Below are 23533 nucleotides of genomic sequence, written 5' to 3'. Positions count from 1 at the left end.
AACTGTATGGAAAAATTCCTGTCTATTAAGCACCTTTCTATTCAGCCTTATCTATAAGTTGTTGATCTAAAACCTTACTCGTACGGGCACCTAGTAATTTCATTTTTTGTGCCCTGGATACCAAGTTTCCTTTGCCATCATATAGTTTTTTAGTTGCTTCTAAGTAGTTTTTTTGGGTCAAATCCAATTGCCGCCCTATATTTTTAATATCTTCTACAAAGGTAACAAATTTGTCATATAAAGCGCCGCCTTGTGTGGCAATTTCTAAAGCGTTTTGATTTTGATAAGCTTGTCGCCATAAATTTGCAATGGTGCGTAGGGTGGCTATTAAATTAGAAGGGGATACGATAACAATATTGCGGGCATAGGCCTCATTAAAGAGCATGGATTCTTCTTGAACGGCTAGTGCAAAGGCGGGTTCAATGGGTATAAACATTAAAACAAAGTCTAAACCTTGTAGGTTATAGAGCGATTGATACTGCTTCTCGCTGAGTGTTTTAATATGGCGTCTAATAGAAAGAATGTGTTGCTTTAGGTGCGCAGCCCGTTCGAGCGCATGGGCATTGTTAAAAAATTGTTCATAATGCATTAAAGATACTTTTGCATCAATGACAATATGTCTGCCTTCTGGAAGGTTAACGACCACATCTGGCTGCAATCTTTGCCCATCTTCTGTGGTAATAGAGGGTTGTATTAGATATTCTCTATTCTTAACCAATCCAGATTGTTCGAGAATATTTTCTAAAATAAACTCGCCCCATCCGCCTTGTAGCTTTGAATCTCCTTTAAGGGCTTTGGTGAGTCCTGCTGCTTCTTGGGTGATTTTTAGGTTGAGGTCATGGAGTTGTTTGAGTTCTGTCCGTAAGGCTACATTTCTTTCTAAGCTTTCTTGGTTATACTGCGTTACTTGTTGCGAAAAGGTATTAATTTTATCACTTAGTGGGGTGAGCAGCTGCGCCATTTGACGCTGGCTATCGTCTGAAAGCTTTTTACTTTTTTCTTCTAAAAGTTCATTGGCTAGGTTTTTAAAATGAATGGTAAGTTGTGCTTGTAGCTGGTCTACAGATGCGCCTTGTTCACTTATTTTTTTTTCTAAGTGGCTGTTATGCGCTAGGGAAGTTGCGAGTTCTTTACTGATTGTTAGATGTTTTTCCTGTAAAATATGGGATTGCTGCTGGCTTTCGGCTAAATGTTTTTCTAGGCTGGCTACTTTATCTTGTAGGCTGGAAATGGGTGTGTTATGCAAGGCTTTTGCGATCAACCATCCGATGGCTAAGCCAATGAGCCATGTAATGATGAGGTAGATTGTAAGGGGCATACTAGCTTAGTAAAGAAACAATGGTATCTGTCGTTCAGGAGATGGCGCCAACTTAATGGTTATATTTTATTGACTATCCAATAAAATATCATTTTAATGGGCGATTATTCCCATTGCGCTAACTTAAGGTGCTAATGGCCCTAGATAAAGGAATTTAGCGCTTTCAGTAAAACGTTCGTTGCATTATTTTTACTGTGTGCCAAATTCATTTATCTAGGGCCGCAAGCGAGGGGGGCATAGGAACCATCTATTTTTTATACTTTAATCTCCACTTCTACACCACTAGGCAGCTCCAGCTTGGTTAACGCATCTACTGCCTTTGAACTGCTGGAGTAGATATCTATCAATCTTTTATGGGTAAAAAGTTGAAACTGTTCTCGCGACTTTTTATTGACATGTGGAGAACGGAGTACCGTATAGACTTCTTTTTTACCTGGAAGTGGAATAGGGCCATTTACTACTGTTTTGGTAGCTTTTACAGCCTTTACGATGCTATCTGCCGATTTATCTAAAAGGACAGGATCAAATGACTTAAGTTTGATGCGAATTTTTTGATTCATATTTTTGGTTACTATACGGTTATGCCTTTTGCTTTGTTAATAATGGCTTCTGCTAGGTTTTTGGGGACAGCTTCGTAATGCGAAAAAGTTAATGAGGCAGAGGCCCTACCTGAGGTAATGGTTCTAAGATCTGTAACATAACCAAATAACTCGGCAAGCGGAACATCTGCTTTAACCATTTGCGCGCCACCTTTTCCAGTCATCCCTTTCATAATGCCTCTTCTTCTATTGAGGTCTCCTGTTACGGGACCTGTAAACTCATTAGGCGTAGCTACTTCTACAGACATAATAGGCTCCAAAAGTACAGGAGAGGCTTTTTGTGCCGCTGCCCTGAATCCAGCTCTCGCGCATAATTCGAAAGATAAAGAGTCTGAGTCCACATCATGGTAGGAGCCATGGAAGATTTTAACCCGCATCGATTCTACAGGATAGTTTGCTAATGGACCATTCTCCATGGCGGCTGTAAACCCTTTTTGAATGGCTGGAATAAACTCCTTCGGAATAACCCCTCCAACAATCTTATTCACAAACTCTAACCCTGGCTGAATGGGCTCGCCTTCAATAACTTCTTTAGGTCCTATCTCAAAAACAATATCGGCGAATTTACCCCTGCCGCCTGTTTGCTTTTTGTAGACTTCCTTGTGCTCTATTGTAGCGGTCAGCGTTTCTTTATAAGCCACTTGTGGGGCACCTTGGTTGATTTCAAGTTTAAATTCACGCTTTAGTCGGTCAATAATAATCTCTAGATGGAGCTCACCCATTCCTTTTAGAATGGTTTGACCTGTTTCCTGGTTGGTTTCCATGCGCAAAGTTGGATCCTCTTCCATAAGCTTCGCAATAGATAGGGTTAACTTATCTTGGTCTGCCTGCTTTTTGGGCTCAATAGAGTAACCAATAACGGGCTCTGGAAAGGTAATGGCTTCTAGTATAGCTTTATCCTTTTCACTCGTTAAGGTATCTCCTGTTTTAATCTCTTTAAAGCCTACTACTGCGCAAATGTCTCCTGCTTGTACTGCATTAATCGGGTTTTGCTTATTGGCATGCATCTGCATCAGACGTGCAATCCGCTCTTTTTTTCCGGTTCTATTGTTGTGCACATAGGAGCCAGCATCTAAAGTGCCCGAATAGACACGCAAAAAGGCCAGCCTGCCGACAAAAGGATCTGTCGCAATTTTAAAGGCTAATGCGGTAAATGGTTCGCTATTTTCTGGTTTGCGTAGCATGACTGCTTCAGTGTCTGGATGGGTGCATTCTACTGGGGGTAGATCCAATGGAGAGGGGAGGTAGGCACATGCGGCATCCAATAATGCTTGAACGCCTTTATTTTTAAAAGCAGAGCCGCAGAGAACAGGCGAAAAAGAGAGGTCAATAACCGCTTTGCGAATGGCGGATCTCATTTCGTCTGGTGTAATCGTATCTGGATTGTCAAAGAACTTTTCCATTAATGCTTCGTCATAGCTGGCTACACTTTCAATCAGCTTTTGACGCCACTCCTGGGTCGTTTCTACTAAATCGTCTGGAATAGGTATTACCTCGTAGGTCATACCTAAGTCATGCTCGTTCCACACGATGGCTTCATTGGTAATCAAATCGACTACTCCCTTAAATGAAGCTTCGCTTCCAATGGGAATTTGCAAGGGAACAGGATTGGCACCTAGTTTTTCTTTGATTTCGTGTAGGGCATTGAAAAAGTTGGCACCGGCTCTATCCATTTTGTTTACAAAACAGATACGGGGTACCCTGTACTTGTCGGCTTGGCGCCAAACCGTTTCAGATTGAGGCTCTACACCAGATACGGCGCAAAATAAAGCAACTGCACCATCCAATACGCGTAAAGAGCGTTCTACCTCGACTGTAAAGTCAACGTGGCCAGGTGTATCAATGATGTTAACTTTGTAAGTTTGGGTGGTGTCGTTTGCTTTTCCCTGTATGGTGGGATATTTCCAAAATGTAGTAGTGGCAGCAGAGGTAATGGTAATGCCCCGCTCTTGCTCTTGAGCCATCCAATCCATTACAGCTCCTCCATCATGTACTTCTCCTATTTTGTGGGTTAAACCTGTATAATATAAAATGCGCTCAGTGGTGGTTGTTTTACCAGCATCAATATGGGCCATGATGCCTATATTTCTTAGAAAGGTTAGTTCGTTTGCCATTTATCTCAGATTAAAATGTGAGAAGGCTCTATTTGAACTGGCCATCTTATGGGTATCTACCTTGCGCTTAAAAGCAGCGCCTTCTTCCTTAGCCGCTGAAATAATTTCATTGGTAAGCCTTTCTTTCATAGTCTTTTCGCCACGGGATCTTGCATAGTCAATGAGCCATTTCATGCCTAAAAACACCCTTCTATCTGGTCTTATTTCAATGGGCACTTGCAGGGTAGCCCCGCCCACACGCCGCCGCTTGACTTCTAAGGTAGGGGTTACGTTATGAAGTGCCTTGCGCCAAACCTCTAACCCTTCTTCTTTTGTTTTTTGGGAGACTGATTCAATGGTATCATAAAAAATGCTAAACGCAAGGCTTTTTTTGCCTCGCTGCATCAATCCGTTTACAAACCTCGTTACAAGCGGATCGCCATATTTATAGTCGGGTGCTAGTACTCTTTTTATAGCTTGTTTTCTTCTCATATTATTTCTTTCACTGAAATTAATGCGCTGTGTAGCTGCTTAAATTTTATACCGGTTGCTACAACCCTGTAGCGAATAGGGCAACTACATGAGACACCTACTTAAAATTTTATTTCTTTTTAGGCTTCTTGGCTCCATATACAGACCTTCCTTGACACCTTCCATTCACACCGGAAGTATCTAATACACCACGGATAACAGAGTAGCTTACACCGGATAAGTCTTTTACCCCTCCTCCTCTGATTAGAACGATAGAGTGCTCCTGTAGGTTATGGCCTTCTCCAGGAATGTAAGTGTTTACTTCTTTACCCGTTGTTAGACGTACCCTAGCTACTTTTTTCATAGAGGAGTTTGGCTTTCTTGGCTTCATGGTATAGACCTTGATGCATACGCCACGCCGCTGCGGACATGATGCAAGTGCTGGAGATTTTGATGAGGAAGAAGCTTTTTTTCTCCCTTTTTTTACGAGCTGCTGTATGGTTAACATGTACTACTTATAATTTTTATTTTAAACCTAGAGGTGTGCAAATTTAAAAAAATTATGGGCTTTTGTCAAAACGGTTCACTGTCATTGCTTGCCTATTAAAGGCCCATCATGCGAAGATAGGCATTAATATTGATTATTTCTAATAATTAGAAGGTTTCTTGTAAGGCATTCTACACCATTATGAAGTTCCGTTTCCAATACTCCATCGCCTATGTCTACCGATAACAAGTTGGCACACAGTAAAAATAATGCAATGAACACGATAATAAGGAAAAAACTTATATTTACATAAGGAGTTTTTTATGGTATGCTGATAGTAATATTACCTGAAGATAACTATCCATTTTTATAAATTAACTAATCTTAAGTGGTACCTAGAATCAATCTTATGGTTTATACCGATTAACCATTGATAGAGGTATTAACTTTTGTGCACGCATTGAATAATTTTTGATTGGGTAATTTTTATTAATTTTTTTGGTTATGCATATAATTTACGATTATCTTCGGAATCAATTTAAACAGTCTGGAAATGGGTTTATAAAACTAATTTTAATACATGTTTTAAGCTTTTTCTTTTTGTTTTTGTTTAATACTGGATGTTATATCTGTGGTTATCAGGATCATGGCACATGGCTGTATACACAGCTGACTTTTCCTTCTCTTTATCCGTTGTTATTAGAGCGGCCATGGGCCATTATTACATACTCTTTTATACACAAAGGTTTTATAGATTTGTTTTGGGATATGTTTATACTGTACCTTTTTGGTCAAAGAATACGAGCGGTTACACGTTCAAAGCATATATTGCGCCTTTATTTTTTAGGGCAGATCGTGGGTGCCATTGTTTTTTGCACACTATATCAGTTTTCTCCACCCTTTAGGGGTATTGTTACCCATCTTACCGGCCCTTCCGCAGCCATTTATGCCATAATGGTTGCTGTTTGTGTTTTGATGCCTAGTTTACGGTTATATTGCTTTTTTTTCTCTTTGCCATTAAGGTATGTTGCCTTTGTTTTACTTGTGATCACGCTTATGCATTTGCCCACCCAACATACGGGTTATTATTTGGCGCAATTAGCTGGTGCACTGGTTGGATATGTCTATGCCAGGTTTTGTAAAAATGATCTGGACGTTAATCGCTCTTTTTTTAATGCGCATAGTGTCAGTAGAACCAAGATGTCGATTAGTGTTACTAAGAAGTAAGATGGTTGCTATTATATGCTTTTGTTTATTAAATTGACCAAAGTTGGTTTTTAATTTTTAGCTTATTTTTATACAATGTTTTTTAGGATGGTAAAAATGCTATGTAAGCTACTGGGTATTGCTTGTATAGTAGAGATGGTAAGGCAAAAGTTGGATATGGTTGCTTATACATTCCGACATAATCTTAGGGCCCAAGCTAAGAAAATAGCACAGGTGTTTTTGCTGGTTTGCCTCTCTTTTATATTGCTTGCTTTAGGGTTGTGTTTCTTATTTCTTGGATTGGCTTGTTGGTTGAATTTAGTATGTGCTAGCCCTTATCTTGGCTTTGTTCTGGTGGCAATTTTTTGCCTTGTAATGTTTATGCTTATGGTATTTATCCTACGTGGCAAAATCAATAATCCAGTAACAGAGCAGGAAGAAATTATGGATCACTTGTAAGCTGTATTTTTACTGTGCGCTGAATTTTTAAGGGCGGGGAGGCACCAGCATGCCAAAGGCATCTTAGTGCTTATCCCTCCTGTTAACCCTCTTTTCCTTTTGCTTTATTTGTTTTTTCACAAAACGCCAATGCCTTTTTAGCCGCTTTTTCTAAAGCGATTCCTATTTCTGTACCCAAGTATTTATTCGCTATCTCCACATCTATGGCCAAGGTTTCTTGCGCCATATGCTGAACCTCTGTTAGATAAATATAACCCGCTGCATGACGTAAGTCATAGAGTCGTTCAGCCAATTTTATAAATAGAACAGAAAGCTGTACGTGATCTTTTTTAATTGCTTCCTTTAATCTATTTTTTACATAAAGTAAAGAGGCATGATCTAAGTCTTGGCGTTTATCTATATTTACCAGGTTTAATACAAAGGTATAAACCCCTAAATTATAATGTTTTTTGATATAAGAAATCGGCAAACAAGTATGCCGCACCAACTCATAAAGCAAAGAAGCATAAACCACTTTAGGAGAGTGAAAAACCCATTCTACCACTAACTCGGCAATCCCTACTGCACGTACATACAATAATTGACCAGAGTTATGCCGCTTAAAGCCAAAATGTTTCCGTAATAATAATAACAAACCTGAAATCGTTTTTAGGTCAATAGGATCTTCTTGGATAGATACTTTGGAAACATAGTCATGGAATTGCATTAATAGCATAATCGAATCCGCTTGTTCTTTGGGTGTGACAGGGGCGTTTGAGGTTAAGGCATCTATAGGTAGGGTAGTAGCCATCTTACTGAGGATATCCGTAATTCTGTTCGGCAATACTAATAACATAGCTTTTTTGCTAGCATCATCAGGCGCTTCTAAATATCCGTAGTGGGCCTCAATAATAGTAGAGATGGTTTGTTGTTGTAGATCTATGGATGGCGGAACCTCCTGTTTACCTTTGGGTCCCATATAATCCATGAGATTATTATATTGCTTCTTTACTTTAGGTAACGTTTTTGCATCAACGGTAGAATGACTGATAACCAGAGCAGTAGCTTTAAAATTCATAAAAGTAGGGTGGCTGTTATCAATAGGATCCGCTTGTATAAAGTGCAAAGTAGTAGGATGCAGTTGTATACGAACAACTGGTGGGATATCGTTCTCTATTTTACCAACCCGTAAAACAGATTGAACCAATAAATAAACTATTTGGTTGATGTCGCATATAATAGATAGGATTTTGTGGGCATCGTTTGTTTTTTCTAACAGAATTCTAGGCGGATCAATAACCTCTTGAGATAATGCTACTTCTACCTTATGAATCAGCTTATCGAAAGTAATTTTAGTAGGCTGTAACAGTGCGTGGTCCTTAGACTTTTCTCTCCTATTGAAATAGGCTATCCAATCATAAAACTTATTGATAATGCTCTGTAAATCTTGCTTATAAAGGAGTGTTTTATCATCTAAAAAGGAGATAGATTCTTCAATCTTACCAACTACTTGATTTAAAATGGCACCATAGCCTTTGGGAGGTGTAGTACCATTAGAGGGTACCATAGCTGTGTCGTATAGGCATGCTTTTAGTTGCTGGGATTTTCTAATATTTTCTTGATTTTTTAGGTAAATATTCTGTGTGGTAATATTACCTATTTTCATTTTAAAGCAAATCATAACGGCAAACATGAGTAGTAGGCTCACTATAAATAGTGGAAGCAAAGAAGATAATAATGTAAAAGACCATACAGTAGTAATAGGATAAATAGAAAGTACTATTGTAGCCACCACAATCCCTACGCCTATATACATAGGTAATACCCATAAGATTACTGTACAATGCGTCAAAAATAAGAATGTAGTAAATACAGGATCTACCATATTCCACCAGTTCCAAATCAAATTCTTAGGAAAATAAACCGCTAGCCACAGGAACCAGATTAGACCAATACACCACTTTGGAATGGATCTTATCTTTTTAAAAGCATCATGTAAAAATGGATAACCTAAAAAAAAGGCTGATATAAAGAGTTGAAATATAAGAGAGGATCCATGATTGATAATACGTACTATAAAATAGGACAAGAAATTCGTGAGGGTAGTATAGATGCCGATACACACCATAATAGAACGACTGGGTACTAGCTTTGATAAGGTGATTTTTCTATTATTCAAGGTATTTTTAATCGCTTCTTTTCGTTCTGCATGCTTACGGGCATTTGCTTGTTGAATTTGTTTAAACGTATCGTCTGGACCCACCCATCCTGCTCCTTCCGGCTGTTTAAACAAATAGTGGGCGGCTATCATAGACAAGCCATTGGCTACCGCAGCAAATAAGGAGCCATCCACCCCTGTTGCAGGCTTAATCCATTTGTTCCATGCCAAAATAGTTAGTAAACCTATAGCCATACCAATTAAAGCAGTACGGGAAGTGCCACGGAAGCCAAAAACAACTAAAATAAAAGGGGGAATGGTCATAGGTACAGAGCAGTATATAGACCAATACATTAATTTTAACAGGTCGTTGCACTGAAAAGCGATTAGCATAGCGGATAGTCCCACAGCTAGCGTGGTCCACCTAGCTATCTTAAGTTGACGTACATCAGGGATGCTTTTTTCTTTTTGTATCATTATCACTACATCATGGCTTATCATAACCGAACAAACATTTAAGCAAGAATCAGCTGTAGACATTGCCATTGCGAATAAAGCAATCGCGAGAAACCCTTTAAAAAGAGGAGGGATATGAACCCCTATATATGCCCAAACCGCTGCTGTTGATAAATCTGATGCCCCTGCAAAAACAAATAGGCTAACTAAAATTATACAGGATATGATAAGAAAACTAAAAACAGTAGCATATGCATAAACCTTCCGAGCCTGAATCGGATCAGAAGCCATATATACCCGCTGCACCACTTGAGGATTTATAACAGATATCAAACAACTTAACAGCAATAAAACCAGGTTCATGAGTTGTGTATTAAACTGAAATAAGTTGCTAAATTGAAATTTAGGCTGGCTCTGTAGCAGAGAAACAACTTCTGAAACTGGTTTACCTGCTTGTACAAACATGAACCAAGCCAGAATAGGAATGATTATGGAAAATGTTATAAATTGTAATACATCTGTAAAGGTAACGGCACGAACGCCCCCAAACGTAGAATAAAAAATAAGCAATAAGGTACTAAGAATGGTAACTATAACTGGATTAATCGATCTCAAGCACATATGAATAGCCTGGGACATTGCAGTGATTTGCGAAGTAATAACAATGATACTGCCACAAACACAAATGAGCGCAGTAACCATTCTTGGATATCTACCATAGATCCCTATTGTCTCTGCCATAGAGAGATGGTGCATAAATGGTCCCATACGAATGGCTAACCTACTGATGATCCAGTAGGTAAAAGAAGCTAATATCATATAAACGATCCACCATAACCCAGCGTCATAGATAGACTCTACAACACGCAACAATCCTGATCCACCATAATTAGTAGCCAATACAGTAGCCACCAAAGTAGCAGTAGAAAATTGTTTGTTCCCGGTAGCATATTCTTGAAAGGTGGTTTTTTTTCTACTAAAGTAGATACCTACGACTAAAGTGAGTAGCAAGAAACTCACTACTACAAATAGGGATATATTAAATGGTATCATATATGGTATGGTTAGAAAAGGTTGAAAAATAATTCAGTGGTTGGCATGAACTTATTCCTTACATATAAAGTAATAAAGTTTACTTATTTCACTATGTTTCCAATGTTTCCAGCAATGATATCAGCAATAGCTGAGCGGTCTTTAAAGAGCTGCGTATCATTTGGATGATAAACAGGATGGACTCTACTAGTTAGTATAATAACCCAACTGGTTGTCACAGGGTCCACCCACATAGAGGTACCTGTAAACCCTGTATGGCCAAATGCATAGGGTGAAAATAATTTACCACGGCCACCATCATATGGCATGGAATGGATATCCCAACCCAACCCACGTTTTTCCGGAATGATAGCAGGTGTTTGCACAGTTGTCATTTGTTGCACAGAGGAGGGCAGTAGAATGTGCCGAGGTGATGCTTGATCCGCATATTGATCAGGGATACGTCCACCTGCTAATATACAGTCTAGAAAAACACCTAAATCACGAGCAGTGGAAAATAGGCCTGCTAGCCCAGAAACACCCCCCATAGCCGTAGCAGTGGGATCATGTACAGTGCCCCGGCGCAAGTGTCCATTGATCATTTCTGTAGGCGCAATCCGATCACGCAGTGTAGCAGGAGGTAAAAATTGGGTATCATACATACCCAATGGACCAAAAATATATGCTTGAGCATAATGGTCTAAAGACTGACCGGTTATACGTTCTACTAGATACCCTAAAGCAAGTAAACCAATATCACTATACAAAAAGTGTGTATTAGGGATGAAAGATAATTCAGATTGTGCAACCCACTTTAATATGTTTTCCTTATTAGAAAGCTTTGATTTTGGCACAATAGCAGGAAATCCTGCAGTATGGGTCAATAGTTCTTTAATGGTTATATTTTCTTTGCCATGCCCTGAAAATGCTGGCCAATAACTATGTAGCGGTGCATGAAGGGTTATCTTCTCTTGCTCCACTAGTTGCATAATAGCAGTAGTTGTTACGACAACTTTCGTTAATGACGCTAAATCAAATATGGTATCGAACTGCATACCTGCCACATCCGGTTCAACACGACGGTTCCCAAATATGCCTTGATAGATTATTTTACCCTGATGAGATGCCCATATAACAGCTCCTGGATAACTACCGGATGCTATTGAACGACTAACAATTTTGTCAATTTGGTTCAAAGGAGGATGTATGTAATCACTCGAATTGGAATGAAACGATTTATGCTGCATGGTTTATTTTATAGTATTGGGTGCAGTAGCCAGGTTTAAGCTTCCATATATAGAAGTATAGCTAATTTTTTGGTGAATCTAATGGCTGGGCATTACAGATTATAGCCTAAAAGAAAACAAGCTTTCTATAGCTAGCATATATATGGCTGATTTACAATAAGAATTGACGTTAATGCTAAATTAGTAGGTATTGCGTTAATGGAATTGAGATTTGATAGGGTCAAGTAAAGAACAAACAGAGGCGTTCTATAATGATAGAAAAACTATCTATCTTGCAGTGGGCATCAATATGATGCATTTTTAAATAAAAAGAAAAGGATATGGATGATACAAAAGAAGATAAAGCACTAAAAAGCGTGGCGCAACAAGGAGCCGAAAGCGTGCACATCCCAATTGGCAGTGCTGATGTCAAAGAGATGATCGCACAAAAGTTGTATGCAGATAAAACGGCCTATATCACTAAACTCTTTAGAACGAATGGCATATATTACTTTTTTACCAGGCCACGCAGATTTGGCAAATCGCTTCTATTAGATACCATCAACCAAATAGCCCAAGGCAATAAGGCTTTGTTTAAGGAGTGTGCGATTTATGCAGATCAAACTTATAAGTGGAAAAAATATCCAGTTATTTGGTTGAATTTCTCTGAGGTAGCCAAAGGTAATCCAGAGAAGTTAGAAAACAATTTGATAGATGTATTATATACCTTTGCCCAAAACCATACTATAGATAGAAGTTCAATAGATCCTATTATAGGTGAACCGACGGTAGAGGGTACACTAGGTAAGTTGATTGATGCATTAAAAAAACTAGGTGACGGTTATGAACCACAGCCCATTATTTTAATCGATGAATATGATAGTCCCTTAATTTCTTGTAAAAAAGAGCAGTATGAAGAAGTGCTTTCTGTGCTTAGTTCATTCTTCAAAGTATTAAAAGCGCGTCAAAAGGAGTGTAAATTTATTTTTGTAACGGGCGTAACTAAATTTCACCTATCTGGACTGATTTCAGGGGCGAATTCTGCCAATGACATATCCTTGCATGAGGATTATGCAGGAATGTTGGGGTATACAGAAGAGGATATTGATAAGCTCTTTCTTAGCAAGGAGACAATTATTCATCCAGTACTTGAAAAACTTAACAGAAAAAAAACGCAAGAAGCAAAGCACACACTTATTGAAGTAAAGCGAGCGTTAAAGGATTATTATAATGGTTATTGCTTTACAGCCGATAAAATGATAAGTGTGTATAATCCAGACTCTATACTAAAATTCTTTTATGAAAAAGACTTTGGTAATTATTGGTCTAATTCAGGGAACCCTACCATCTTACTCAAACAGATACAACAAAATATTTATAGATTTGATATGAATTGGCAGAAAGATAGTTTCCCAATTAAAAAAAACGAATTTAAAAATTTAGCATGCTCTATCCATGAAATGCCTTTACTTCCATTAATGTATCAAACGGGCTATCTTACCATGAATCTTGATCCTGTTACGGATCCTGTAGAAGATAAGTGTATAGATGTGCTTGATGATGCACATAATACAACCTATTATTTAAAGTTTCCTAACGGGGAGGTTCAATCTTCTTTAAAACTGACCTTATCTAGGTTTATAGCTCAAAAACAACAAGAGACAGGAAAAACATGTAGTGCCTCTATTTTAGCATCTTTAAGAAAAGAAGCATGGGTTGCTTTTTTGAACCTCATTCGTAGTGCTTGTTTGGCCAAAGCAGGTTATCGTTTTCTGGATAAAACCGAAAGGAGTTTTCAGGGTGCTTTATATTCCTTTCTGAATGGTGCTTTTCATGCCACCCATGATACGTGGGCCAGTGCTGAAAGAGATAGTGGCATAGGGCGTACAGATATCGTTATGGAGGACCAATATAATGCTCAAAGCACCGTTTATATTTTTGAGTTAAAAGTAGATAAACCAGCCTTATATGCGCTAGAACAAATACATAATAAGGACTATAGCATTCAATACGATTTATGTTATAAGAAAGTGCTTATAGGTCTAAAATATGATCCTGTAAAGCTCAATATTACAGAAGCCGCTATTGAAGTACATCAACGCGATGAGGTACATACCTTTCAGGTGATGCCATGTAAAAATTTTACCGTTAATGCTTCTGGTTATTTTCAAGAAGTAGGATAGTGCAACGTGGCCATAAAGTGGGCTTTAGTTTTTTATCCGTTCCTTTACCTTGTCTTTGAATTGGTTGCCTCGATCCTCGAAGTTTTTAAATAAATCAAAACTCGCGCATGCAGGAGATAAGAGTATTACTTCCCCTGGCCGTGCAATAGATAGCGCGCTATCTATTGCAGAAGATAGATTATCTGTTTCGTGTATGGGTAAACCTAGTGGATAAAAAGCTTTAACGATAGCGCTGTTCTCTTTTCCCAAACAGATGATGGCTTTTACCCGCTCTTTTACAATGGGTAGCAGTGGGCTATAGGTATTGCCTTTGTCTATGCCGCCTGCAATCCAGATAATAGGTTGGCTAAAACTTAGCAATGCAGCTGTTGTAGAGGCTATATTGGTAGATTTGGAATCATTGTAGCAATCTATACCTTGTGGTGCGCCACACCATTCCAGTCGATGGGGTAGTCCACAAAACTTAGGTAATGCAGCAGCGATGGTTTCAGAAGGTAGGCCTGCTAATGTGGCTGCTGTAACCGCAACCGTAGCATTATACCGATTATGGTCGCCTAGCAAGGCTGCTGGTGACTTGCTTATAGCAAAAGAGCAGCTCTCCTTATTAAAGTTGCTGCTATCAGTAGAGGGAAAATCAATAGGATGTAGTGTAGGTAACACCTGCTGTGCTTGCAGATATTGGGTGGTGATGGCATCTGATGGATTGTAAATAAAGTGGTCCAATGGACCCATATTGCGTAGTATATTCAATTTGACTTTTGCATAGGCTTCTATCGCATAATGGTACCTATCTAAGTGGTCAGGTGTAATGTTGAGTAGACAGGCAATAGCTGGCTTAAAATATCTGATGCCTTCCAGTTGAAAGCTGGAAAGTTCTAGTACATAGTAGTCATAGCTAGATTTTGTTAGACATTTTGCAAAACTGTAGCCTATATTCCCGGCTAAAGCAACATGATATCCTGCTGTATGGAGTAAATGGTAGATCAGATGCGCTGTGGTACTTTTGCCATTTGAACCCGTTATGGCTATAATTTTACCTGTAGCATAGCGTGCTGCAAACTCTATTTCATCTATGATGGGTATGTGATGGTCACGCAGCTGACGAACCATTATCGCTTTATCAGGTATACCAGGGCTTTTGATGACCTCATCAGCAGATTGTATGGTGGCTATCGTATGGCCTCCTTCTTCAAATGGAATCTGGTGGTTGATCAGTAGATCTTTATAATCGGCTGGAATGGTTGCCGCATCCGAAACGAAAACATCTATGCCCTGTTGCTTGGCTAAAAGCGCCGCGCCTGTTCCACTTTCTCCTCCACCTAGTATTACTAGTCGCATAAAAAGTCTAATGATATTTTTGTATTTTTTGACCTGCTAGTATGTAAGCGATACATCCATAAACTGCTAAGAAAGACCCAATCGTTAGCATCGTACGTGTTACAATCGTTAAATGCCCTATGGCCAAATCTAACCTTCTATCTAATGTTAGGTACGTTATAAACGTGGCGCATAGATTATGGAGTCCATGGGCCATAATAGGGTAAACAATTTGTTTGGTTTGGTGGTAGAGATGGCTGAGAAAGCATCCCATCGCAAAATACAATAGATTATTGCTCATATTGCAGTGCATTAAGCTAAATGCTACTGCACTCATTATAGTGATCCATGGTCGGATGGGGGTGATTTTACTGAGTAATTTTTCTAAAATACCTCGAAATAGTAGTTCTTCTAGTATAGCGGTTATGCAAGTTATTTCTATAATGCCACGGTATACAAAATCGATTGTATGGCTAAAATGTAATGCAGATTGTATGGTAGGATAGCCTAATGCTTCTTGAATGCTGCTGAGTAATATTAACGCAAAGGTCATTATGAGTTGCGCCAGTATGGTGCCGATGGTTAATCTATAACCACTAGGTCTATGTGTATCTTGCTGCGCAGCAGGTGCTATCCCTGTTTGCGCCTGTAGATGTAAATAGTAGCGCAAAGTAATGCAACAAATTATGATCCGTACGATAAATGGCTCAAGCCTAGAGTAGTTTAAGAGTTCATAATCAGTTTGTTGCATCAGTATGTTGGAAAGCTTAATAACCAGGTAAAGCCCTATGCACAATCGCATCAATAATTTGAGTAGTTTGATTTTTGAGCGCATGATTCCTATTTTTTGCGTATATTTTGGTTCAATAAAGATAAAAAAAATGGAGCATGATCTTATCAATGGCCCCTTCAGTGTGCTAAAAAAACCAGAAGAACAGCTTGATAAAGCCTTACGCCCACTTCAATTCAATGACTTTTTTGGGCAAGAAAAGCTAGTAGAGAATATACAAATATTTGTAGCAGCTGCTAAGCAAAGAAAAGAAGCCTTAGACCATGTATTGTTACATGGTCCACCTGGTTTGGGCAAAACAACATTGGCCTATATTATTGCTTATGAGCTGAATACCAATATAAAAATTACCTCTGGTCCTGTATTGGATAAACCAGGAGATTTAGCTGGGCTGTTGACTAGTTTGGAACCTGCTAATGTGTTGTTTATAGATGAGATCCATCGTCTTAATCCGATTGTGGAAGAATACCTCTACACAGCCATGGAGGATTTTAAAATAGATATTATGCTGGATGCAGGCCCTAATGCTCGTAGTGTACAGTTGGCACTGCATCCTTTTACTTTAATTGGGGCTACCACGCGTTCTGGTTTGTTAACTGCACCGTTACGGGCGCGTTTTGGAATTAATGCACGATTGGATTACTATCATGCTGATTTACTGACTAAAATCGTTCAGCGTGCCAGTGGGATATGGGGTACACCTATTGACCAAGCAGCTGCTTATGAAATTGCAAGGCGCAGTCGAGGCACGCCGCGTATAGCCAATAATTTGCTGAAGCGTACGCGGGATTTTGCTCAGGTGAAAGGAGATAGACGGATTACGAAGGAGATGGTTACATTCAGTTTGGCCGCTTTGAATGTAGATGAGAATGGACTGGATGAAATGGACAAACGTATTCTAACCAATATTATTGAAAAATTCAAAGGAGGTCCTGTAGGCCTTACCACGATTGCAACCGCTTGCTTAGAGGAGGCGGAAACGATAGAAGAAGTATATGAACCATTTTTAATTCAAGAAGGATATATCAAACGTACGCCACGTGGCAGGGTTGCTACAGAGGCAGCTTATAAGCATTTGGGCTTGCCCTATACGGCTGACCTATTTGACAAATAAGCGGTCTATTTTATGCAAAATAAGATAATACAATGGCAGGACATAGCAAATGGTCTAATATCAAGCGTAAAAAAGGTGTAAATGACGCAAAAAAAAGTAAAATATTTACAAAACTGGTTAAAGAAATAACCGTAGCAGCCAAAAGTGGAGGAAGTGAACCAGAGCTTAACCCACGGTTGCGTTTGGCCATTCAAAATGCCAAAGGGGCTAATGTGCCTAAAGATGCCATCCTTCGTGCCATTACCAAGGCAAGTGGCAGTGATGTAGCCGCTTATCATGAAGTTACTTATGAGGGGTATGGTACACATGGCGTGGCCATTATGGTGGTTTGCATGACGGATAAAATCGTTAGAACGGTCGCCAATGTGCGGGCTATTTTTACCAAATATGGAGGCAGCCTAGAAAAAAGTGGTGCGATTACTTTTTTATTTGACTATAAAGGCATTTTTACCATTCCTGTAGCCAATATTAAAGATCACGATGATTTTACATTAGGGTTGATAGATGCAGGTGCAGAAGCATTAGAAGATGATGGTGCCTCTATCCATGTCATTTGTGCGATAGAAGACTTTGGTAAGCTACAAAAACACTTGGAAACACTTGCTATTGCACCAACTTCTGCCGGTTTAGAATATATTCCCCATACCCTTGTCCAGGTCAGCGATGCAGCATTGCCTAAAATTATAAAGCTGATAGAGGCATTAAGGGATGAAGATGATGTGCAGAAGGTCTATCATAATATCGATATCCAACCAGCACAAGAAGCTTTATGGGAGTAGTGGGAAAAGCGGCACACTACTACTTGCAACCATTTATCATCTCTTTTTTGGTCCCTTTAGGATGAATGTAGAGTGTTTTTGATGCATATGGAGATGGCGCCGGGGGCGTGTATACAATAACATAATCCTTTACTTTTTTAGTGCAATCACGCATTGCTGCATTGATTGCTTTTTGCTTTAGATCAGCTATCTTTTTTTTTGGATTAAACATCATATGGTAGATGATGTGTTCATCTCGATCAATACCGATTTCAAGTATTCTTTTACTGTATATTTCTTTTGGTTTGTTTGGGTCTTTATATTCTAATGTCATGCTGGCCACAGCATATTTCCCCTGTTTTGTCTTGAAAAAATAATCATCACTTTCTTCTTTATGTAGTAAACAACGCACACCAAGCAGGTAGTGCCATTCCCTTTGCGCCCATAGTTCTGGATCTGTTAGGTGGACGTATGTAGCTTTACCATTGTCTGAAAATTTCTTTATTTCATCAATATCGTGCGTTGCCCATCGTGCTACTCTGCGGCGTAGGTTATAAGAACCTTTTCTTATGTGCTTATTGGATCTATTTTCTTTTTGACTTGGCCTATGAATGGTTGCTGTGTCAGGCACAATCTCTATATCATCCAACTTAGAAAAGGTGATCATATAGGAAGAAAAAACTGTGCTGCAGGCAGTCATTAAACCTATTAAAATAATTTCTATCAACATAGTAAAAAGTAATGCATGCCTTGAGGCAATACTTGGATGGATAGCCTATTGATTCCCTTGTATAAGATTGGGTGCAGACGGTATAAGTCTTTATTTACTCCGTAGGATGGTATTGTTCTGATTAGCGCTGCTCCAGGTTTTCTTTTATTCAGGAATAGGGATCATTATATTAAAACTTATACAATTTTGCAAGTTTTTGTTTTAAAAGCAGCTTAATCTTAAATAGGCCTTTGCTTAAAATCATTTGGATTAAATCGGATCTATATCCAATAGTATTTTAATTTTTTTATAGGGTCCTTTACCGAGTGCATATTTGCAGGCGCTCTGTAAGATTTCTTTTGTGTTTTGCAGTTGAGCTGCATTATTACTAGCTATTTTTAAAAATAGATCTAATAAAAAATAATTTCTGACCTTGCTGACTAAGGGTTGTTGCGGGCCTAGTACCATACCCTTAAACTTTTTTACTAGTATTTTTTTTAATGCAATGGCGCCAGATTCTAAGCTAGCGGCGTCCATGGCGCTTAAGCTTAGTTTAATCAGCCTAACATAGGGAGGATAGCCAAACCGTTTTCTTTCTGCTAACTCAGATTGGTACATTCCTTCGTAATCACCATTAGATAAGTAATGAAATAAGGGATGATCTGTCTGCCTCGTTTGAATAAACACACACCCTTGTTGGTGGCGTCTACCTGCTCTCCCTGCTAACTGTGTAATCAGTTGAAAACATTTTTCATTGGATCTAAAGTCAGGAAAGTAGAGCAATCCATCTATATCTAGTATGCCTATAAGGCGTATGTTGGCGAAATCCAATCCTTTGGCCATCATTTGTGTGCCCACTAAGATATCTATTGATCCAGAGGTTATCTCTTTTAGAATAGATTGGTAACTATTTTTCCCTTTTGTGCTATCTAAGTCCATTCGAGCCATCTTTTGTTCCGGAAAAATAAGTTGCAAACTCTCTTCTATTTTTTCTGTGCCAAAGCCTATGTTATGTAGCTCCTGAGATCCGCACTGGTTGCAAGCCCAAAAAGGAGGCATAGCATAATCACAATAATGGCAGCGCAGCTGGTTTGCCGATTGGTGGTAGGTAAGGCTGACCGAGCAAGTCAGGCAACGGGGAATCCATCCACAAGTGGCACATAAAAAATATTGCGCATAGCCCCTTCTATTTTGAAAAATCATCGATTGCCCCCCTTCTATATGATTCTTTTTTAACTTATCTAGTAGCGTAAGTGAGAAATATTCGCGCATGGCTTTGCGCTTTTTTTCTATGTTTAGGTCAATAAAAAATAATTTAGGAGGGTTGGCTGTGCCAAATCTATGGTTTAATCTTACTAAGCCATATTTGCCAGATTGGGCATTGTAGTAGCTTTCTATCGACGGTGTCCCTGAACCTAGTAAAACATTGGCTTGATGTTGTTTGGCCAATAGGATGCTGCTCTCTCGTGCATGGTAGGTGGGCATCGCATCGTTTTGTTTATAGGCAGGATCGTGTTCTTCATCTATAATAATCAGTTGTAGCGCTTTAAAAGGTAGTAAGAGTGCAGAACGTGTGCCTATTACGACCAATGTGGTTTGGTGTAAGAGGCGAAACCATGTCTTTAACCGCTCTTTATGCGACTGTTTGGAATGGTGCACCACCAACCATTCTCCTAAAAAAGGACTGATCCGTTCTACGATATGCGTTACCAAACCGATCTCTGGTACTAAAAGCAATACCTGTTTTTGTTGCAGCAATGCAGATGCAATCAGATGCATATACAATTCTGTTTTGCCGCTTCCTATAGCACCATGTAGCAATACCGTTGTTTTAGTAGCAAATTGTCTTTGAATCTCTTTTAGTGCTTGTTTTTGGGCGGTGGTTAAGGTGGCTAATGGTGCGAAGGGTCCAGTAAAAATGGATGCAGGCAATTGAGTAAGCAGCCTCTTGATTAAAATCCCTTTCTTAAATAGCGTATGAAAAGCTGACTTGGAATAGGCTATAAGCTCTTTTTTAGCAGCATGTGTGGTCGATTTTGCTAAAAAATGGGCTAAAAGCGCTTGTTGTTTGGGCGAACGTGGTGCTAGTTTTTCGATGGCATCTGGTGTTAGATGGATGGTAGGAGAGAGGGTAAAATAGGGGTTTTCCTCATCTATTGGATCGATTGTCGTTGTTGCAACTGCTTCTATCAATCTTTGGGATAGTAGAGATATAAGTGCTTTATTGGCTTCTTTTGGCTCCATGAATTGGAGAATAGATTTGTACGATAAAGGTTGGTGCTGTAGCGCTTTCAAAAGTGGGCGAATCCCCTCCTCGATTGCTGAAGTTGGATGTAGGTCAATGGTTTGATTGATTTGAAAAATAATGCCATTAGGCAAATCGAGTCCTTTAGGCCATGCAAGCGACAAGGTTGCACCAAAGTTAGATAAGTAGTAATCGGCCATCCATTTTAGGAAGCTCAGCTGCTGAGATGTAAATAAAGGCATGCCATAGATTACACCTAATATATCCTTTGTAGGATAAGTAGGGGCTTGACTATGGCATGCAAGCACAATACCCAGTAAGAGTTTTCCGCCACGCAGCGGCACCAGTAGGCCACTGCCTCTTTCTACCCTATTTTCGTATATAGAGGGAATGTGGTAGGTTAAGGGCCTAATCGGCAGTGGTAGTATAACATCTGCAAATTTTTTCAAGTGTTATGCAATCCTTTAGAAGGACCCAATCGTCCATTTATTTGATAACTATAGATCAACTAATAACCAAGCCTAACCATTTATTGCTAATTGCGCAACTTGCATTTTTTATATTTTGCCCTTTTTCAGAAGGAATATAAATGCTTTGTGTTCTTCTTCACAAAATGGATGTACTGTTGCATCTGGAAATTGCTCTTTCAATAGTTTTGCTATGTGATGTTTTTTACGTTTTAGCGCAAATATTGAATGCGTCATTCATTTATCGAGGGCCGTAAGCGAGGGGGCATAGGAATCATGCGTAAAATGCCTTTTGTACATCTGCACTAAAATACTTTTTTTCTTAATTTGACGCCAGTGCATGAATATATACATACCCCCTAACACAACCAGAAATTAATATGTCTTTTGTCTAAGTCACAGCTTTTGACTTTGACCTTTACCATATCCCCTAGGCGGTAACATTTTTTAGTATACTTGCCCACTACTTGAAAATGATGTTCTTCAAAAAGATAGTTATCATCCGTAAGGTCTGATAGACGAACCATGCCTTCGCAGCCATTAGAAAGGATCTCTATGTAGATGTTCCATTCCGTTAGGCCGCTGATGATGCCCTCAAATATTTCATCCTTTAAATTTTGTATAAACTCTACCTGTTTATACTTTATAGAGGCCCTTTCTGCACTTACCGCAAGGTATTCCCGCTCTACAGCATACTGACATTTTTTTTCATAAGATGCTGCATCATAGATGCGCGCGCCTTTTAAATATTTTTTTAAAAGACGGTGTACCAATAGATCTGAATATCTTCTGATCGGTGAAGTAAAATGGGTATAATGCGCAAAAGCCAATGCAAAATGTGGATCCGGTTTTGTAGTGTAGAGCGCCTTGGCCATAGACCGAATGGCCAGTGCTTGTATAATATTCTCTTCTTGCTTCCCCTGAATGGCTTGCTCTAATGCATGCATCGCTTTATAGACAGGGGTTGTATTGGGATCTATTTTGTACCCTAATTGGTTGACAAATAAAAAGAATTCATGTAGCTTATCTGGGTCTGGGTGGTCATGGGTTCTATATATAAAAGTAGGCCCTGTTTTTTCCTGCTTTTGTTTGAGCTTGGCTACATACGTGGCTACTTCCTTATTGGCCAGTAACATAAACTCCTCAATAAGCTTATGGCTATCTGTACGGAGCTTGGGTAGCACTTGAAGGGGTTTGCCATGCGCATCTAGTGCAAAGATCAGCGATTTGGTTTCAAAGTTAATCGCTCCTTTTTGTACACGTTTGGCCCGAAGCTGCTTGGCTAGCTGATTCAACACCGTAAGCGCTTCGTGAAAATCGCCGGTTTGATTGTCTATGGCCGCTTGGGCTTTTTCATAAGAAAATCTTTTATTCGAATGAATAACCGTTTCACCCAGCCATTTGCTATGGACTTTGCCTTGTTTATCCAGTTCGAAAACAACTGAGAAAGTCAGCTTGGTTTCGTTTGGACGCAAAGAACATAATCCATTAGAAAGTAGTTCTGGCAACATCGGAATACAACGGTCTACTAGATAGACAGAAGTGTTTCGCGCATAGGCTTCTTTATCTAACAAGCTGTCTGGTAGCACATAATGGCTTACGTCTGCAATATGAATCCCGATTTGATGGTGGCCATTGGCTAATGGTTGGTAGGAGAGGGCATCGTCGAAGTCCTGGGCATCTGCTGGATCTATGGTAAAGGTCGCTATATCCCGAAAGTCCCTTCTTCTACTGATTTCTTCTTCCGTAATAAGGGTTGGGATGTTTTTAATGCTTTCTAAAAGCGTTTCTGAAAAAGTATCTTTTAAACCAAACTCAGCCATAATCGCATGCATCTCTACCTCATGGAGGCCAGCTTGGCCAAGATGTTGCACTACTTTACCCGTTAATTGATTATGAACACTAGGATAAGTAGTTAAGGCAATCACTACTTTGTCATTTTTTTGAAGCAAAGTACTGCTTTCCCCTTCTAATAAAACCGTGTAGGCAGTACGTTTTTGTTCAACTATGGCTTGGGGTTGCTTTCCAGCAACCATAATGCGCCCAATCACAGGTGCTGTGTTGCGTTCAATAATTTCAACTACCATGCCCTCTGGCCGCTTACGGCGTCCGCTGGGCAACAAGCACACTTTAACCAAATCTTTATCTAATGCAGATAATAGGTTTTTTTGACGCACCAGTACATCTTTCGGCTGATCTGGCACCACCACATACGCATATTCAGCACGGACAGAATCTACACGACCTGTAAGGTAAATAGGCGCGCTGGCATGTAGATAACGCCCTTTGCTGATTTTTTGAATGGTACCCTGATGTACAAGATCACATAATGCCTTTTTTACTTTTGCTTTATCTGCTTTTGCTTTGATGTGTAAAGCTGTGTAAAGTTGTTGTGTGGTATAACTTTGCTTTGGATCTCTTTTTAAGATCTGAGCAATCAGTGTAGTGTAGTTTGGCACTGCTTTT

17 protein-coding genes are annotated in these 23533 nt (G+C 39.3%); 5 read left to right on the top strand and 12 right to left on the bottom strand.

Annotated features, from left to right (window positions below; translation table 11 throughout):
- Positions 1-37: 37 nt before the first annotated feature.
- From rmuC to rpsL, 5 genes are all read right to left on the bottom strand, one after another.
- Positions 38-1318 (bottom strand): DNA recombination protein RmuC, encoded by a 1281-nt coding sequence (rmuC, locus tag ACOALF_RS04790; protein WP_419241358.1) that lies wholly within the window; start codon positions 1316-1318, stop codon positions 38-40.
- Positions 1319-1572: 254 nt separating this feature from the next.
- Positions 1573-1878 carry a 30S ribosomal protein S10 gene (rpsJ, locus tag ACOALF_RS04785; RefSeq protein ID WP_419241357.1) on the bottom strand — a complete coding sequence of 102 codons (306 nt, stop codon included), beginning with the start codon at positions 1876-1878 and terminating at the stop codon, positions 1573-1575.
- A gap of 11 nt (positions 1879-1889) precedes the next feature.
- A complete protein-coding gene (fusA, locus tag ACOALF_RS04780) occupies positions 1890-4031 on the bottom strand; it encodes an elongation factor G (protein WP_419241356.1) in 2142 nt (713 codons plus the stop codon).
- Positions 4032-4502 (bottom strand): 30S ribosomal protein S7, encoded by a 471-nt coding sequence (rpsG, locus tag ACOALF_RS04775; protein ID WP_419241355.1) that lies wholly within the window; start codon positions 4500-4502, stop codon positions 4032-4034.
- Between the two features lie 109 nt (positions 4503-4611).
- Positions 4612-4989, bottom strand: a complete 378-nt coding sequence (gene rpsL / locus ACOALF_RS04770) for a 30S ribosomal protein S12 (protein ID WP_419241354.1) — start codon at positions 4987-4989, stop codon at positions 4612-4614.
- Positions 4990-5568: 579 nt separating this feature from the next.
- On the opposite strand from rpsL, the gene ACOALF_RS04765 reads away from it, so the two are divergent.
- A complete protein-coding gene (locus tag ACOALF_RS04765; RefSeq protein ID WP_419241353.1) occupies positions 5569-6195 on the top strand; it encodes a rhomboid family intramembrane serine protease in 627 nt (208 codons plus the stop codon).
- A gap of 96 nt (positions 6196-6291) precedes the next feature.
- Positions 6292-6633, top strand: coding sequence for a phage holin family protein (locus ACOALF_RS04760; protein WP_419241352.1), 342 nt, complete (start codon positions 6292-6294; stop codon positions 6631-6633).
- A gap of 82 nt (positions 6634-6715) precedes the next feature.
- Here ACOALF_RS04760 and ACOALF_RS04755 read toward each other — a convergent pair whose 3' ends face one another.
- Together ACOALF_RS04755 and ACOALF_RS04750 are read right to left on the bottom strand one after the other, a co-directional pair.
- A complete protein-coding gene (locus ACOALF_RS04755) occupies positions 6716-10279 on the bottom strand; it encodes a sodium:solute symporter family transporter (RefSeq protein WP_419241351.1) in 3564 nt (1187 codons plus the stop codon).
- 83 nt (positions 10280-10362) lie between these two features.
- The gene (locus ACOALF_RS04750) at positions 10363-11505 is read right to left on the bottom strand and encodes a serine hydrolase domain-containing protein (protein ID WP_419241350.1); all 1143 of its coding nucleotides are present in this window, start codon (positions 11503-11505) and stop codon (positions 10363-10365) included.
- Between the two features lie 320 nt (positions 11506-11825).
- Here ACOALF_RS04750 and ACOALF_RS04745 point away from each other — a divergent pair, with 320 nt between their 5' ends.
- A complete protein-coding gene (locus ACOALF_RS04745; protein ID WP_419241349.1) occupies positions 11826-13667 on the top strand; it encodes an AAA family ATPase in 1842 nt (613 codons plus the stop codon).
- Positions 13668-13691: 24 nt separating this feature from the next.
- Here ACOALF_RS04745 and murD read toward each other — a convergent pair whose 3' ends face one another.
- Positions 13692-15005 carry a UDP-N-acetylmuramoyl-L-alanine--D-glutamate ligase gene (gene murD / locus ACOALF_RS04740; RefSeq protein ID WP_419241348.1) on the bottom strand — a complete coding sequence of 438 codons (1314 nt, stop codon included), beginning with the start codon at positions 15003-15005 and terminating at the stop codon, positions 13692-13694.
- A gap of 7 nt (positions 15006-15012) precedes the next feature.
- Positions 15013-15735, bottom strand: coding sequence for a CPBP family intramembrane glutamic endopeptidase (locus ACOALF_RS04735; RefSeq protein WP_419241347.1), 723 nt, complete (start codon positions 15733-15735; stop codon positions 15013-15015).
- Positions 15736-15865: 130 nt separating this feature from the next.
- Between ACOALF_RS04735 and ruvB the strand changes: the two genes are divergently transcribed.
- Both ruvB and ACOALF_RS04725 read left to right on the top strand, forming a co-directional pair.
- Positions 15866-16888: a Holliday junction branch migration DNA helicase RuvB gene (gene ruvB, locus ACOALF_RS04730; RefSeq protein WP_419241346.1), complete on the top strand. Its 1023-nt coding sequence runs from the start codon at positions 15866-15868 to the stop codon at positions 16886-16888.
- Between the two features lie 32 nt (positions 16889-16920).
- Positions 16921-17667 (top strand): YebC/PmpR family DNA-binding transcriptional regulator, encoded by a 747-nt coding sequence (locus ACOALF_RS04725; protein ID WP_419241345.1) that lies wholly within the window; start codon positions 16921-16923, stop codon positions 17665-17667.
- A 19-nt stretch (positions 17668-17686) separates the two neighbouring features.
- On the opposite strand, the gene ACOALF_RS04720 is transcribed toward ACOALF_RS04725, so the two are convergent.
- The 3 genes from ACOALF_RS04720 to rnr all read right to left on the bottom strand — a co-directional run bounded on the left by ACOALF_RS04720 (position 17687) and on the right by rnr (position 23526).
- The gene (locus tag ACOALF_RS04720) at positions 17687-18376 is read right to left on the bottom strand and encodes a DUF1609 domain-containing protein (RefSeq protein WP_419241344.1); all 690 of its coding nucleotides are present in this window, start codon (positions 18374-18376) and stop codon (positions 17687-17689) included.
- Between the two features lie 249 nt (positions 18377-18625).
- The gene (gene priA / locus ACOALF_RS04715) at positions 18626-21049 is read right to left on the bottom strand and encodes a replication restart helicase PriA (protein WP_419241343.1); all 2424 of its coding nucleotides are present in this window, start codon (positions 21047-21049) and stop codon (positions 18626-18628) included.
- A 377-nt stretch (positions 21050-21426) separates the two neighbouring features.
- Positions 21427-23526, bottom strand: a complete 2100-nt coding sequence (gene rnr / locus ACOALF_RS04710) for a ribonuclease R (RefSeq protein WP_419241342.1) — start codon at positions 23524-23526, stop codon at positions 21427-21429.
- Positions 23527-23533 lie beyond the last annotated feature (7 nt).

The sequence above is a fragment of the Cardinium endosymbiont of Nabis limbatus genome (assembly GCF_965196625.1).
In the GTDB taxonomy this organism is placed as follows: domain Bacteria; phylum Bacteroidota; class Bacteroidia; order Cytophagales; family Amoebophilaceae; genus Cardinium.
The sequence above is the reverse complement of the archived record's forward strand: the minus strand, read 5'-3'. Positions and strand labels throughout refer to the sequence as shown.